We start from the raw sequence: 15,743 nt of genomic DNA, 5'->3' as shown, positions 1-15,743 counted from the left end.
CACAACTGCACAATATTATTTGTAAGCGCTTACAATTACACACGTAAATGTAAGCGCTTACAGAAGGTATAAAAGCTATAAAATCAACTAAACTTAAACACATATTCTGACAATTATCAGTTGAACGGGGTTCAGTTATGAACATTGAAACAACACGCATTACACGCCTTCTGGCAGCTATTTCATTAGCGTCTTTGGCGGGCTGTGGTGGTGACGCTGCAACAACAAACACAAATACAGAAGTCGTTAATTCTTCAGAGCCAGTCTCAGACTGGCGCATGGTATGGAATGACGAATTTGACGGCACTAGCATTGATACAAACAAATGGAACTTTGAATTAAACTGTGCTGGTGGTGGTAACAACGAAAAGCAATGTTATACCGATAACGAAGAAAATGCCTTTATCAAAGACGGCATGCTGAACATCGTCGCACTCCCTGCAGAAGAAGGCGCAGCTAAACCTTACACATCAGCCCGCTTAAATACCCGTTACAACGCAGACTTTACATACGGCCGCTTTGAAATGCGCGCAAAATTACCGTCTGGTCAGGGTAGCTGGCCTGCATTTTGGATGATGCCAACTGATGAAGAGTATGGCACTTGGCCACGTTCTGGTGAAATTGATATTTTAGAAGCTGTAAATCTAAAAGTAGCCGCTGAAGATGGCACTATTGAATCTTACGTGCACGGTACTCTTCATTACGGTCGTGAGTGGCCAAATAACTCTAGCTCAGGTAAAGCTTATTTGTTACCTGAAGATATGAACCCAGCTGATGATTTTCATACTTACGCTATTGAGTGGCAAGAGGGTGAAATCCGCTGGTATGTAGATGATTACCTTTACGCTACACAACGTCGTTCTGAAGTTCGTTTCAATTCAAAAGACGAAGCTGTTGGCCTTAAACACAAAGGCTGGTTTGCAGAATACTTTGAACAAGGAAGCGGCGAACTTACAACACATTGGGATAACGCCCCTTTCGATAAAGATTTCTACCTTATATTAAACCATGCAGTGGGTGGCGATTGGCCTGAAAACGTTAACAACCTAGGTATTGATGCAGACGCATTTGCACAAGGCCAAAGCTTTGAAATTGATTACGTTCGAGTATACGAATGTGCATCAGACCCAAGCACAGGCAAAGGTTGTGAAACAGTTCGCCCAGGTTACGACAGCCTAGACGACGCACTTGTAGAAGGTGCAGCACCTGTACCTACCCCACCAAGCGACGGCGTAGCCCGAAACCTTGATGTATTTAACGGTAGCCTAGACGCTAACTGGATTGCATGGGATTGTTGTGGCGGCACTGTACCAGAGGTTATTACTGATGCAGACAAAGGTGACGCTGTTAAATTTAATATAAATGATAACAACGGAACTGTGCTTGGCTTCTCTACGCGCGGTGGTCACTTTCCAGACGACTTTACAGGAACATCGTCTCCATTTGATGCATCTCCATTACTTGAATTAAACGGCCGTTTAACGTTTGACATGAAAGTGGTAACACCTCCAACGTCGGATACTACATGGATACTTAAAGCAGAAGCAGGTGACGGTGGCCCAAATACAGGCGACGTACCATTAAGTGAAAGCAATGAAGGTGTAACACCTGTAACTGGTCAATGGCAAACATATACCTTTCCATTATCACTACTTCAAGAAAAAGGCCTAGATTTAAGCGCAATTGATGTGCTTATGGTATTCCCTGCATGGCAAACAGGTGAAGGTGCTGAGTACCTTATCACCAATGTAGCAATTGAAGGTGACTTGGGTGCTTCTCCTGAAGTTGTTTTATTCGACAACGGACAAAGTTTAGATTGGCCTATGTGGGATTGCTGTGGTGGTTCAACACCAGTTGAAGCATTAGACGACGAAGAACACGGTTTAACTGCAGAGTTTAGCATTGGTGAAGCACCTACAGTAATGGGCTTTAACACACGCACTTCTGCAGGCGGAAGCGGCACACCATTCGATGCGACTAGTATTTTAGAAAATGGCGTTCTGCAGTTTGAACTAAAAGTCATGTCAAACCCTAATAACCCTGACTCAACTTGGTTAATGAAAATTGAATCTAATGAGGGTGACTCAGCGGTAGAGCTTCCGTTAACAGACGCAGGTGACGCGCCAGTTGCAGGTGAATGGAAAACTTACACTTACACCTTAGCCGACCTAGCAGGTGCAGGTTTAGATGTTAGCGCGATAGATGTTGTTATGATTTTCCCAGCATGGGGAACGGGTGAAGCCGCAGTTTACCGTGTAGATAACGCTAAAATTTATGACCCAAGTGCAGCATCTACTGCAGGAAGTGAAATTACAATATTCCAAGATACTGCTGCTGAGCAATGGAGCATATGGGATTGTTGTGGTGGTTCAACACCTACTGAAGAAACAGACGATAGCGATCACGGTACCGTTGCTGAATTTGTAATTGGCTCAGCGCCAACTGTTATGGGCTTTTTAGCCGATGAAGGTGTTTCTTTTGATGCCTCGTCTATCCTTGCAAATGGGGTTGTACAATTTGAAATGAAAATGGTGACTCCACCTAACGCAACAGACGCTCAATGGTTATTTAAAATTGAATCAACTGGCGCTGCGTCTGCAGTGGAGCTTCCTCTTGCAGAAAGTGTTGAAGGTCAAGTACCGGTTATTGGTCAATGGCAAACGTACACATTTACATTGCAATCACTTTTTGACGCCGGTTTAGACATCAGTGATATCAACGTGTTAATGGTTTTCCCAGCATGGAGTACGGGTGAAGGCGCGGTTTATCGTATCGATAACGTAATTATCGCAAACCCGTAGAACAACCATTGAATGGTAGGTGCCTCTAAATAGGCACCCACTAACTGTAATAAATTTAGAAAAGCAGAGCAATTATGAACACATTCACTTTTAAAAAGAGCCAGTTAGCAGCTTCTGTGTCACTTATCATCGCTGCAAGTACATTTAATTTAGCCTATGCAGCAGAAGAAAATACTGCTGAACCTGAACTAGAAATCATTGAAGTAAAAGGTATTCGCGGATCATTAATCCGTTCAATGGATGTAAAACGAGATGCTTCTGGTGTAGTTGACGCCATCTCAGCTGAAGAAATGGGTAAGTTCCCAGATACAAACTTAGCAGAATCATTACAACGAATTACTGGCGTATCTGTCAGCCGCTCAAACGGTGAAGGTAGCCAAATTACTGTTCGTGGTTTTGGTCCATCGTTTAACTTGGTAACACTTAATGGTCGCCAAATGGCGGGAACAGGTTTTACACGCTCATTTAACTTTGAAAACTTATCATCAGAAGGTGTAAGTTCACTTGAAGTAATGAAAACTGCACGCGCTGATTCACCAACCGGTGGATTGGGTGCAACTGTCAATATTGTTACCGCAAAACCATTACAAAAGCCAGGTGAACGCTTTTCTTTTATGGCTAAAGGTATTCACGATACATCTGTAGAAGAAGGCGATAAAGTAACACCTGAAATTGCAGGTATCTACAGTAACACCTTTGATGACGAACGTTTTGGTGTGTCGGCTAACTTTTCATATCATCGTCGTGATTTTCAACGACAAGCAGCAAATGTTCGCTCTTGGTTAGTTAATCCAAATCTCTCGGTTGATGCAGCTAATATTGTTGATAATCGCCCAATGGATGCTGAAGGTAACCCGGCTAAACAATTCTTTGACCCAAACGCTGGGGAAAATGGTGAATTTGTTTCAGCCGCTTTCTTTCCGCAAGAAGTTAGTTTTGCAAAAGATGACATTCAACGTGAGCGCTTAAATGCGCAAGCAACATTTCAGTTTGCACCAACAGATAACCTAACTTTTACGCTTGATCATACGATTTCACAAGCAACGACCGGGAATAACTCATTGTCTTGGGGTATTTGGAACGGATCGTTTGGTGGTAATGCCAATGCTTATGAACTTGATGAAAATGGCACAGCTGTTTATTACAACTCTGCAGGTGACGATGCATCCTTTACTGCATTTCGTGAAACATCAGAAGTAGATTCAAAAGCAACAGGTATTAACGTTGAGTGGTTAGCAACCGAAAACCTGAGCTTTAACTTTGATGCTCACACATCTAAAACAACGACCGATAATGGTAAAGATCCTGGCTTAGGCGCTAACGCACGAATCATTTTAGGCTCGGCAGACATTTCAACTAAAGAGTACTCTTTCCGTGAAGGTGACGTACCTGGTTTTAATGTAAATTGGAATAACGGCACGCAAGAAGTTGACCCAAACCAAATTGGCTCTAACTTTAGTATATTTACAAGAACCCCCGGTGAATCAGAAGTATCTCAAGTACAACTAGACGGTAAACTATTTACATACACTGACATTGGTTTAGAAACAGTAAAATTTGGTGCTGCATACACTAAACAAACACTTAGTGGCTGGGGTGGCTCTAATAATGCCAATGCACCAGGCTTTAATAACGGTACATTTGCTGAGATATTCCCAGATAGTATGTTCGAGCGAGTTGATTTAAGTGGCTTTCTTGACGAGTTTTCATTTGGTCCTAACGGTGTAGCGCCAGGCTATGCTTACACTTATGATCTTGATGAAGCATTTGCTCGCCAAAGCGCTTTTTTAACTGAAGACGTAATAGGCAGTGATGTTTACCAAATAGGTACTTTTGATGGCTTCCCAACTAACAAAGTAGAAGAAGAAACAATCAGTGTTTACCTTTCTACAAATTGGGTATTTAACGTCAGCGACTACGATGTTTTTGTAAATTTAGGCCTTCGTTACGAAGAAACTGACATCGTAAGCCCAGCTAAAAGCCGTGTTGCTCAGCAAGTATATTGGGCAGGTGGTTCTGAGTGGCTAACTGAATTTGCCAGTGGCGGCGAATTAGTTGAGGTTGATTACAAAGGTAATTACGATCTTCTTCTACCTATGATAGATGTAAAAGTCGACCTTTCTGATAACTTAGTGTCACGTGTATCTTGGGGCCAAACAATCACACGCCCTACCCTTGGCGATATGCTTGGTAACTTAAGCCTAACACCATCACCTAAGTTAAACTCAAGAAGCGGTAGCCGTGGTAACCCAAATTTACAACCGTTTAAATCAACAAACTTCGATCTTAGCCTTGAATATTACTACAATGAAGGTAGCTACGCTGCAGTGGGTATGTTCTGGAAAGATGTAGATAATTGGATTGATAACACGCAAGTAACAACCACGTTTGAAGGCCTGCATGATGTTTATTTAGGTCAACGCTGGAATAATGCAGTAACCGCAATTGAAGGACGTGGCGAGCAGGCAACTGACTCTGCTATCTATAATGAGATTGTGGCAAATGGCGTAGGAATTGGCGAAAACAACCGTGTACTTCCTGACTCAGCAACTGATCCATTAATAGAGTGGACAATCAACTCACCAGAAAACGTAGGTTCTCGTAAAGTAAATGGTGTTGAGTTTGCGATACAGCACTTATTCGGCGAGTCAGGTTTTGGCGCTGGTTTTAATGCCACTATTGTTGACGGTGATGTAGAGTACGACAACTATTACCTTGCATCTCAAGCTGTATTAGCTGGTCTGAGTGATTCTGCCAATCTACAAGGTTTTTACGAAAAAGATGGCTTATCAGTTAAAATTACTGGTGCATGGCGTGATGAATACCTAATTGCGCAAGGCCTACCGGATTCGGGTGCTACGGCTCCTCCACAATATGCTGAAGAATATTTACAGTGGGACATTAGCGTTAACTACGAAGTGAATGAAAGCACTACCGTATTCTTTGAAGGCGTTAATTTAACAAACGAGACAGAGCGTTCGTTCAGTCGTTTTGAAAGCCAGTTCTTAAGCGCTGCACAATACGGACCGCGTTATGCATTTGGTTTTAGATACTCAATGGGTAACTAAACTTAAGTAAATACCAAATAAAAACCGCTCTAAAGTGGAGTGACCCCCAATAGTTGGACAATCCAATGCCTGGGGGTCTTTTTATTTTTAAGCTATGGGATGCGCTTAATCTGCTCTAATAGTATATTCGTTGTCCAATCAACGCCGTTATACGCAATATCTGGCTTGTAAAAATCACCTGCCCCTCGCGCTCTATTTACATATACTTTATTTGGCACTACAACTTTACCTAAGCCTGAAGGTAAATCGGCTAAACGTACCTCCATATACAGCGAGTCAGCGCTACTGGGTGCACCAAACAACGTGGTATTTTCAAAAAGCTTAAACTTATCAAGCGCATCTAAACAAGCACTGGCGCATTGCGGCGGCACTATAACAAACACCTTGGTTTTAAAGTCACTCAATAAGGGCTCTTCTGGTAGGATATTTAGCGTAGTAGACTCTCGTTCTACATAAAATGGATCACCACTTTTAAGCGATAAAGCCATGCCCGCAGCTACAGCTTTAACTATTTTCAATAATTCAGGCTGATCTTTTACAACGTCTAATAAAGACTCTACATAGTCAGTATTATCTTTTGACGCTCTCCACCACACTTGCTCGTTTTGAGTAGTACCAGCTGTTTTTTGTTCTACTACTTTTTTGCCCCATAATTCTTTGGCTATTTGTGAGCTCCAATAAGATGAGCCACCTTGATTATGGCGCAAATCTAATACCACGGCTTTTGCAGTAAGTAACTTGCTACGTTGCTGTTGTATTTTTTCAAACACTTTTTTGTAGTCAGCTGCTTGTTTATCATTTACTGAAAAGCTGGCCATAGCAATCCACGCAATGTTTTTTTCAGGCCAGATTAAATCAATGGGAAGTTCATCACCATTGTAGGCATTTTCTAAATGCTTACTGACTGATTTAGGCCTTACAGACCAATTTAAAACCTGTTTATAGGTATTGCCATTGGGTTTAACAAACTCGCATTCTTTTAGGGGGACTAAAAATGGATTCCCTACATCCGTTAGTAACCGCCAACCTTGCTGCCACCAATGCCCCGGTTGAGCAACTTGCCCATGAAATTTAAACACTCTTTTGCGCATCAAAGCTTCAGTACTTTGCCCATCACATTGGCTTACAATATCCCCTTTTTTAATAGTGCTAATTTCACTGTAATACACTTTTAGGGCATCACCTCGCCATAAAGCACTAAAACCGGGCCAGCGTCGCGCAGGCCTGTCGATGCTTGAAAACGCACCAGCATGACCATCTTGTAACACCGTGCTAAAACGTGCAATTGCCGCTGCATGAGCTTGCGGCCCACTCATTTGCTTAGACAGAGCAAGCGCCTCTGCTTTGGCTTGTTTTAATAAATCAGGAAACGAAATGTTATTAATATCAAACATACCGGGGTGATTTTTTTCGGTAATGCTATAAGCAGCGCGAATATCGTTTTCTGTCACTGTTTGCCATTGCTTATCCGTTTTCGGTAATACTGCGCTATTTGCAAAGCCCATAAAGGATATAATTAAGCAGCTAGTAGAAAGTTTTAGCATAGATATTTTAACCATCATTCAAATCCTTTTGTTGTTTTTTAATAATTAAAGCAGGAAACTATTGATGCTATTTAACTTAACACACACTTAAAATAATTATGCCCAAATACCAGCTTTACTGATTGATTAATGCTTGAGTAAACGAATCCATTCATCAGGGGTTGCTATAATAAAATCATAAGTATCTTCATTTTCTAAGGTGATTGTTATTGCATCGCTTGTAAGTGGTAAAATGCCAGCACCTGTACCTACTGACTTTTCAATTTTTACGATTGCGCTGCGTGTTAAAGTATAAGGTCCTAAACCAGCACGTTCATTGTATGGCTCAAAACTTACCTCACCTTGCGTTACATAAAGTTTACCATCGGCTTTTACCACACCACTTTGGTACGTAGCAGTAGATGATTTGAGTATTTCATTGTTCATTCGGCTTTCCTGCTGATTGATAAATTTACTTTTATAAAATGTATTCACTTTAATAAGTTATATAGTTTTTTGTTTTGAGGCAATTAATTTGTACCTCAAAAGTAAAATTCAATTAGTACTGCGAATCTCTAGCAAAGTATTAATTAATCTTGGTACAAACCTTGATACCTAATTAATATCAAAACGAATTACAGGTAAAGGTTATGGCGAAATTTTTTGGGATTTATTGTGCATCAGGACTAACTCAACATCATGATTTTATTATTAATAAATTTAAAAATGAAGATACTAAAGTAAACGGTGGCACAATAAACGAAGTACATGAACAGGCTCTTTACTTGGCTAGTTTAGATTATGAAACCTTTGGCCCACATGCTTTTTTGCAAACAGATTCGCATATTGCAACACTGGTTGGTCATCCACTTTTAAGCGCGAACCGAAATAACGATTTAAACACCCTAAACTCACATTATACCAATGCAATGCTTACAGGATGTGAAGGTGTTTTTTGTATGGCACGGTATAACAAGGTTACGAATGTATTAAACTTAGTTACCGATTCCCTTGGGGTTCGCCCTTTTTATTATATGTATTATGAAGGTGCTTTTATTTTTAGTACCCAATATAGCTTACTCAAAAACTTAGGCTTACCACTTACCTGTAATCACGAAGGAATGATGGAATATGCAACACTTGGGTATTACCTATTTGAGCATACCCATTACAACGAAATTTCGTGTATTCGCCCAGGAACTCGCCTAGAAGCATCATGTAAGGGGGTTACTAAAACACAGTATTTTGACTGGTGCAGCCTTACTAAAAATAATGATAATTACGAAAAAACACTGCATAGCTTAAAGCAAGACCTATCTAACAATGTAAACAAATATATTGATAACGATAATCACGTGCTTACTACGCTATCGGGTGGATTAGACTCAAGGTTGATTGCGTGCTTGCTTAAAAGGCAAAATGTAAACATCACCGCGCTTAATTTTTCACAGCATCAAACACAAGACTTATACTGCGCAACAGCGTTCGCAAAAAGCCAAAAAATTGAGCTTGATGTTATTCGTGTTAACGATACGCAGGCAAAAACAATTGAAGACAGACTAGGCGAGCATTGGTTAAACGGCCAACATCCAGACCACCCTAAAGTAACACGTCCTCGTTTAGCATGGTCTGGCAATGGAGGCAGTGTTGGGCTGGGTGTTATTTACTACTCAGATGAAGTTTACGAAGCGGCTTTAACACAAAAACCTGAGCGCCTTGCTGACGCTTATTTATCGCAACAATTTGCTTATATCCCCAAATCAATAATCCATAACGCTGAAAAAATGCAAGCCAGACTAAAAGCTAATATCGTAACTTCATTAAAAGAGTTTGGAGATATTCCTCTTGAAAAAGCTTACTATCTGTTTTTATTACTTAACGATCAGCATCACCATTTAGCCATTCCATTCGATAAAGTGGACGAGTATCAAATGGATTTTTGCCTGCCCTTTTATTCCTGGAAAGTACTTAGACATGTTTTGTCGCAGCCAACGTCACAAGTAAGAAAGCATCGCTTTTATCATGATTTTTTACGCTATGCATTCCCCGAAGCCCTAGATTCGCCTTGGCAAGCATATCCTGGCCATGTTCCATGTTTATTACCAAAAAAAGGGATTGATCAATGGCAAATTAAACGCCCCAAGCAGTTTAAACCCACTAAGGTGTACCAAATTTTCAGTCAGTTAATGACAAGCCAACATAAGCAATTAGTTAACCTAGCCTCGTTTAGTGCGGTTGCCTTACTGCATGCTTCTGGCATTAGAAGCTATAACGATAAGCTAAAGGTTATTGAAAATATGCTTAAGTGGTAACATTAAAACACCTTGCTGTAGGCCTCTACTCAAGGTGTTTTAAGCAAGCTTTTGTTATTTAGTTGGTGGGAACCATACGCTAACAATTTTGCCATTACGCACTTCATATACCGCAACGGCAAACATATCATCTCGCCCCTCACCAAGCCTAGTTAACCGCTCATAATCAACAACCACAGGCCCATTCACAATTCGATTTTCAAGAATCACTTTAAATGATTTTGGCGCTGTTTTTAAAAACTAATACGCTTTGATTAAGCTTTCTTGCCCAATAATGTCAGGAGCGCCTTCTTGGCTATTTTTAATTTTTATATCTGCCGAGTGACAGCTTGCAAATAGACCTATATTTAGTGCGTTATAAGCCTCTAATTGCGCTTGCACTACTTGCTCAGGATTGGTACTTGCCGAGCACGCTAACGCATCACTCGCATAAAAAGGCTAAACTGCGCAAGCATTGAGACAACTTTCATAACAATAAACATCCTTGAAAATAAACTGGGCAGTAAGAAGCTAGTTGGGAAAATAACTAAAAAGATGACTACAAAAACTTAAGAAATACAATACTAGCAATAAGCAAATATAACCTAAAGCAGCTTGCAAAATAAAATTAAGTATAATTATTTAAATACAAACAAAAAAGGAGAGCATACGCTCTCCTTTTTCAAACGGTCAAGGCCTATTGACCTAAGAAGCGACCTTTAATTGTCCCTGTAACAACATTAGGTATCATACCTGGAGAGTTTCTATTAAATTGTATATAGCAACCATTCCCCGCATCTGAACATGCCTGACCTTGTATTCTAGAAACAGTGCTTCTACCGTCATAATCCGTAGTCTTTAGTTTGGCAATCAAATCTTTAATTTCTGAATGGACGTCCAATAAAACAGGATCTAAACGCTCAATGTCTTGACTTACCTTTAAACCGTCAATGTTTATATTTTGCTGTTCAATTATTGCAACTAATTTATCTAATTTTTCTTGCGCACCTTCATGACCACGAATAGCCAGCGTTTTATGCATTTTAGCTGACTGATACAAACTAGCTTCAGTGCCTATACCATGTTCATAAAAAACAGCTAACAGCTCATAAGCTGGCAAATAAGTTGACTCTTTTGCCTTAATTAGCAGATCGAATGCTAATTTGTCTGAATTTTTATTATTTTCAGCAAACAACTGTTTCGCCTTGTCTACCAAAGCTGGCGGAAAACCTCTATCAACAACTCGGTTTAATAACTCATCAGCTCTTGCTACATCTTTATCAAAAATATGCCCTGTTCTATACCAATGCGAAGCCTGATGTATAGCAAAAGGGTCTTTCCACTTAATAGCTCTTAACATAAACTTTCTGGCATATGCTTCGTCTTGGCTTACGCCTTCACCATTTGCATAAGCAATGGCAAGTAAGCTAGCAGCTTCGCTACTACCGTTAATGGCAAAATTTCTGAGCTTTTTGAAATCCGATGTACATTCAGCAGTTTCACACAAAGGAAGTGCGTCTGTATTTGCATAAGCCAAATTAGTTGATAAGACCGACGCCATAATTAAAGGTAAAACTTTAGATATTCTCATTGTTCTCTCCATGGTAATGATTTTGGTGTACCTGATTTAGATTACAACAGTTTGTTTAAAAATCAAGCTCATTATTACTAGAGCATACTGAAGTTGTTTATAACCTAAAACCATAATATATAACCAAATTTCATCCCGTAGTTATAAATTAGTAACTTTTTTAACATTATTATCGGGTAAAAATAATTTAACCCGTTCATGTACTGGCGCCGCAAATATTATAAAAACACCTTTTTTGCATAGGCATAAATTAATTGCGTTACTAATCGCTTACAATTTAAATGCAGCAGCCTCATAACTAAATAAATTAACGATAAAACCCAAATTTTTTATTATGTTAAACAGTTCAATATGTTAATTTGTGTAGTGTAGTTTTACGGCAAAGAGTAGTTAATGAGTAAACAAATTCGATGGACCCTAAAAAGTATTGCTAAAGAGTTAGGTGTGTCTAATGCAACGGTATCTAATGCATTTAATCGACCAGATCAGCTCTCAGAAAAGCGCCGAGAAGCGATACTCAAAGCCTGCAAAGAGCTTGGTTACTTTGGCCCAAATAAAGCAGCACAATCATTAAGAAGCGGTACATTTAACATTGTCGCTTTGGTGCTACCCGACAGCGTTGAATACATGGTATCAGACCCAGTTGCCAGCAGTTTTATGCGTGGCGTGACCTCTGTACTCGAAAAAAACAATATTAACGTTTTATTGTTCTCTGGTATTAATAATAATCTTAATAGTGTTGTTGATTTTGTAGATGGTTTTATTTGCTACGGTCGCCCTCGTAACCACGCATTAGTAGAACAACTTAAAACTACGCCAAAACACGTCGTCACAGTCGATTTTGACATTAACCGCAATGCGTCGGTTAACATTAATAACGAACAAGCTAGCTACGAAATTGCCAAGCATGTTTTGCACAATATAAACGATAAGGTCGCCATTCTAGGGCTAAGACTTCTCGATGAAAACGTATTATGCCGCGTTTATGAACATCACGAGTTTCAAACCGGAGAGTCAATTTCTCATCAGCGTTTACGTGGCTATCAACGTGCATTAGTTGAGGCAAGTATTAGTGTTGCTGACGACCGCATTTGGAACATACCTGAAAGCAGCGAGCGCTTTGCTAATATAGCTGCAAAAGAAGTACTATCAGCTTCACCTCGCCCTAACGTTATTATCTGTATGAGTGATTTAATTGCACTCGCCACAATGCGAGAGGCAATCAAGCAAGGTATAAAAATTGGAAAAGACCTACGTATTGTTGGATTTGATGGGATTGATGAAGCAGCACGGTTCGTGCCTAGGTTAAGTACTATTCATCAAAACAGTGAAGAAAAAGGCGTAATTGCTGCAAACTTATTTATTTCTAAAGAAAATAAAATACAAGAAGTCAGCTACGAACTCGACATTGGTGCCAGCAGTTAATAAAAAAGCCAAGCTAACTAGCTTGGCTTTTTATTAAGCAAAACTCTATTCGTTACAATAAAGAATCTAAACTTATCGATGTTTCTTCTTCACCATTTACTTGCGTTATGAGGGCGGTTCTTGCTTCAAAATCTACACTTAATGAAATAGATTGCTCACCAAGTTGCCACGTTAAACAACACATACTGCCTTCACCTTGCGCTGAAAACTCCCCAGAAAACGCTGGGTGTTCATTTCGTAATTTAATGAGCTCTATTAAACCTTTTACAACGGGCTTATCAAGTGATTCGCTTATTTTATCTGCATTTAAATATGGGCGGTTAATATCACGGCCAACATTTGTTTTAGCTAAAAGCTCCATGTCGTTTTCGCATGCAAATAAACCACCGTAGTAAACTTGTGGAACACCTGGTGCAAAAAACTGAATGGCGCGAGACAATAAATAATCAAAATCTTTTGCCCCCAATGCATTGTAATAAGTACAGTTAACTTGGTACAAATCAACATTACTGGCTGCAGCCCCAGTTGCTTGTCGGCTTTCGTTATTACTGTTTGCATGCATTGTTTCAACAAGGTTATCAATTTGCTCAGCGTTTAATAGACCTGGTTTGTCGCCCATTGGCCCAGCATCAATAATACCAATGCCGTCATGTGTATCGAGTACAGTTAAACAGTTACGTGGTGATATTTTTAGCCACTTTAAAAGTGCATCAACATCGTTATTAAACAAACTATGTAAAATAAGCGGCGGCAGTGCAAAGTCATAAACCATGTTTACGCGTTTAGCCACTTCAACCTGAGTTTGATAATGGCTGTGTATTTCAGCAATTGTTTCCATACCTAATTCATTTGCTTGCTTAGATAAGTTATCTAAGTAACCAAACGTTTCATCTAGCATAAAACAGTTAGTACCCGCTTGCTTAATAGCGTAACCCGCTGCATCTAAGCGAATAATATTTACATTGTTAGCAGAGAACTTTGTGAGTACATTATTTAGATACGCAACGCCAGCCTCTACCTTTACATTAATGTCAATTTGGTTATCGGTAAACGTAGTCCAAAAATCGTACGTTTCGCCATCACCACATTTCATTGGTGTAAAACAACTACCAGGGCGAGGACGATAAATTGCTTTTTGCTCTGCGTCGCTCATGCCATTTGGAAATACGTCTTCTTTGGTTAAAAACAAATCCCAAAATTCAGAGGTTTTACCTTTAGCAAGCACATCCTGAAACTGAAAAGATTGCGCCGAAACATGGTTAACAATTAAGTCAGCCATTAAATCATGGTTGTTACCAAGCGCTTTGATGTCCTCCCAAGAACCTATTCTTGAATCTACTTCACTATGGTCTATTGGGTCAAAGCCAGCATCACTGCCGTCAATTGGGTTATAAAATGGCAACAAATGCACACCGCCAAATACGCCTTTTAAAGATCCATTTAAAAGTGTAGTGAGTGCATTAATGTCTTGGCCAGTGATTCGATCAGCATATGTGATCAATTGAACTTTGTTTTGCATCATTGTGTGATTACCATGTTGAAACTTAATCGATTAAGATATATCTTTAACTAGAGAGTAAGAATTTACAAGTAATTTTTAAAAATTTTACATACAAATATCGTTGCACGAATAATACTTCACTAAGTAACTAACTGACTTAACGCGTATTAGCCTGCATTTAACGAGGATTAAATAAAATGACAAAATCACACACACAAGCAAGCAGCGATCCGTTGCGACAAATACGCTGGCTCACATACATGATGTTTTTTATGTTTGCCATGACCTCTGATGCGGTCGGCATGATCATCCCTGAGCTTATAAAAGACTTTGGCTTAAGTATGACCCAAGCCAGTGCCTTTCATTATGCGCCAATGGCTTTAATTGCTTTTAGTGGACTATTTTTAGGCTTTTTAGCCGACAGCCTTGGACGAAAGCAAACCATTATGCTGGGGTTACTCATTTTTTCTGCGAGTTGTTTTTTATTTTCAGTAAGTTCTAGTTTTAATTTTTTCTTGGTACTTCTTTGCTGTATTGGTTTGGCAATCGGTTTATTTAAAACAGGTGCATTAGCTTTATTGGGTGATATTTCACACAGTAACGAAGAACACACCAAAACAATGAACAAGGTAGAAGGCTTTTTTGGAATAGGTGCTATTGTTGGTCCTGCACTGGTAGGTGTTTTACTCGTTCAAAATGTTAGCTGGACATACCTTTACATTATTGCTGGTGTTATGTGTTTGATCCTTGCGCTTCTGGCGTGGCGCGCAGATTATCCGCCAGTTGTAAAAACAACCGAAAAACCCGCTTCACTTGCCACCACCATGAAAATGATTAAAAACCCTTATGCACTGGGCTTTTCAATGGCTATCGCACTATACGTTGCAACCGAAGTGGCTATTTATGTATGGATGCCAACACTATTACAAGATTACACTGGTTCATGGCCATTACTTGCAACCTACGCATTAACCATATTCTTTATACTTCGCGCGGCGGGTCGTTTTATAGCGGTATGGTTACTAAATCGCTTTAGCTGGCAAGGCGTAATGACCTACCTAAGCCTTGGCATAGCACTATGTTATGTAGGCACATTAATTGGCGGTGTAGATTGGGCTGTGGGATTGCTTCCACTTTCAGGTTTATTTATGTCAATGGTTTACCCTACTTTAAACTCTAAGGGCATTTCCTGTTTCCCTGTTCAACAACATGGTGCTGTAGCCGGCGTTATATTATTTTTTACCGCATTGTCAGCAGCATTAGCCCCACTTTTAATGGGCATGATCAGTGATTACTTTGGTCATGTGCGTTACGGTTTTTACTTAGCAACTGGTTTTGCAGTTATTTTATTTTTGGCTATGCTATTTAATTATTTACGTGACCCATCAGCATCAGCTTTAGAGCAAAATAACGTAGTTACTAATTAATTTGATAATTATTTAACAAAAAAATTACCCTACAAATCAATGAGCGAGTAAAAAAAGAGCAAATTAATAATAAAATAATTTGCATCTTGTAAAAATTTTGTTATTTTTACTTAATC

Annotated in this window: 10 protein-coding genes; 5 read left to right on the top strand and 5 right to left on the bottom strand. The window is 39.6% G+C overall.

Annotation, left to right across the window (positions count from 1 at the left end; translation table 11 throughout):
• Positions 1-137: 137 nt before the first annotated feature.
• Together PMAN_RS17415 and PMAN_RS17410 are read left to right on the top strand one after the other, a co-directional pair.
• Positions 138-2,801: a glycoside hydrolase family 16 protein gene (locus tag PMAN_RS17415; protein WP_010556830.1), complete on the top strand. Its 2,664-nt coding sequence runs from the start codon at positions 138-140 to the stop codon at positions 2,799-2,801.
• Positions 2,802-2,875: 74 nt separating this feature from the next.
• Positions 2,876-5,869 (top strand): TonB-dependent receptor, encoded by a 2,994-nt coding sequence (locus PMAN_RS17410; protein WP_010556831.1) that lies wholly within the window; start codon positions 2,876-2,878, stop codon positions 5,867-5,869.
• 92 nt (positions 5,870-5,961) lie between these two features.
• Here the strand turns inward: PMAN_RS17410 and PMAN_RS17405 are convergent, their stop codons facing one another.
• A complete protein-coding gene (locus PMAN_RS17405) occupies positions 5,962-7,428 on the bottom strand; it encodes a S41 family peptidase (protein WP_010556832.1) in 1,467 nt (488 codons plus the stop codon).
• A gap of 111 nt (positions 7,429-7,539) precedes the next feature.
• Positions 7,540-7,839, bottom strand: coding sequence for a hypothetical protein (locus tag PMAN_RS17400; protein ID WP_010556833.1), 300 nt, complete (start codon positions 7,837-7,839; stop codon positions 7,540-7,542).
• 203 nt (positions 7,840-8,042) lie between these two features.
• Here PMAN_RS17400 and PMAN_RS17395 point away from each other — a divergent pair, with 203 nt between their 5' ends.
• Positions 8,043-9,704: an asparagine synthase-related protein gene (locus tag PMAN_RS17395; RefSeq protein WP_010556834.1), complete on the top strand. Its 1,662-nt coding sequence runs from the start codon at positions 8,043-8,045 to the stop codon at positions 9,702-9,704.
• 240 nt (positions 9,705-9,944) lie between these two features.
• On the opposite strand, the gene PMAN_RS19175 is transcribed toward PMAN_RS17395, so the two are convergent.
• Positions 9,945-10,085 (bottom strand): hypothetical protein, encoded by a 141-nt coding sequence (locus PMAN_RS19175; RefSeq protein WP_242032477.1) that lies wholly within the window; start codon positions 10,083-10,085, stop codon positions 9,945-9,947.
• Positions 10,086-10,380: 295 nt separating this feature from the next.
• A complete protein-coding gene (locus PMAN_RS17385) occupies positions 10,381-11,274 on the bottom strand; it encodes a tetratricopeptide repeat protein (RefSeq protein ID WP_010556836.1) in 894 nt (297 codons plus the stop codon).
• A gap of 393 nt (positions 11,275-11,667) precedes the next feature.
• Between PMAN_RS17385 and PMAN_RS17380 the strand changes: the two genes are divergently transcribed.
• Positions 11,668-12,699 (top strand): LacI family DNA-binding transcriptional regulator, encoded by a 1,032-nt coding sequence (locus PMAN_RS17380; protein WP_010556837.1) that lies wholly within the window; start codon positions 11,668-11,670, stop codon positions 12,697-12,699.
• Between the two features lie 52 nt (positions 12,700-12,751).
• On the opposite strand, the gene gtfA is transcribed toward PMAN_RS17380, so the two are convergent.
• Positions 12,752-14,221: a sucrose phosphorylase gene (gene gtfA, locus PMAN_RS17375; RefSeq protein WP_010556838.1), complete on the bottom strand. Its 1,470-nt coding sequence runs from the start codon at positions 14,219-14,221 to the stop codon at positions 12,752-12,754.
• A gap of 176 nt (positions 14,222-14,397) precedes the next feature.
• Here gtfA and PMAN_RS17370 point away from each other — a divergent pair, with 176 nt between their 5' ends.
• Positions 14,398-15,627 carry an MFS transporter gene (locus tag PMAN_RS17370; RefSeq protein WP_010556839.1) on the top strand — a complete coding sequence of 410 codons (1,230 nt, stop codon included), beginning with the start codon at positions 14,398-14,400 and terminating at the stop codon, positions 15,625-15,627.
• Positions 15,628-15,743 lie beyond the last annotated feature (116 nt).

The organism is Pseudoalteromonas marina, from assembly GCF_000238335.3.
Classification (GTDB): domain Bacteria; phylum Pseudomonadota; class Gammaproteobacteria; order Enterobacterales; family Alteromonadaceae; genus Pseudoalteromonas; species Pseudoalteromonas marina.
Note: the sequence above shows the minus strand (reverse complement) of the source record. Positions and strands in the feature narration are given on the sequence as shown.

Excerpts from the sequence above, each read along its gene's own strand:
- PMAN_RS17400 (WP_010556833.1), bottom strand. The coding sequence starts at position 7,839 with ATGAACAATGAAATACTCAAATCATCTACTGCTACGTACCAAAGTGGT.
- gtfA (WP_010556838.1), bottom strand. The coding sequence starts at position 14,221 with ATGATGCAAAACAAAGTTCAATTGATCACATATGCTGATCGAATCACT.
- PMAN_RS17385 (WP_010556836.1), bottom strand. The coding sequence starts at position 11,274 with ATGAGAATATCTAAAGTTTTACCTTTAATTATGGCGTCGGTCTTATCA.
- PMAN_RS17370 (WP_010556839.1), top strand. The coding sequence starts at position 14,398 with ATGACAAAATCACACACACAAGCAAGCAGCGATCCGTTGCGACAAATA.
- PMAN_RS17380 (WP_010556837.1), top strand. The coding sequence starts at position 11,668 with ATGAGTAAACAAATTCGATGGACCCTAAAAAGTATTGCTAAAGAGTTA.
- PMAN_RS17415 (WP_010556830.1), top strand. The coding sequence starts at position 138 with ATGAACATTGAAACAACACGCATTACACGCCTTCTGGCAGCTATTTCA.
- PMAN_RS17395 (WP_010556834.1), top strand. The coding sequence starts at position 8,043 with ATGGCGAAATTTTTTGGGATTTATTGTGCATCAGGACTAACTCAACAT.
- PMAN_RS17405 (WP_010556832.1), bottom strand. The coding sequence starts at position 7,428 with ATGGTTAAAATATCTATGCTAAAACTTTCTACTAGCTGCTTAATTATA.
- PMAN_RS17410 (WP_010556831.1), top strand. The coding sequence starts at position 2,876 with ATGAACACATTCACTTTTAAAAAGAGCCAGTTAGCAGCTTCTGTGTCA.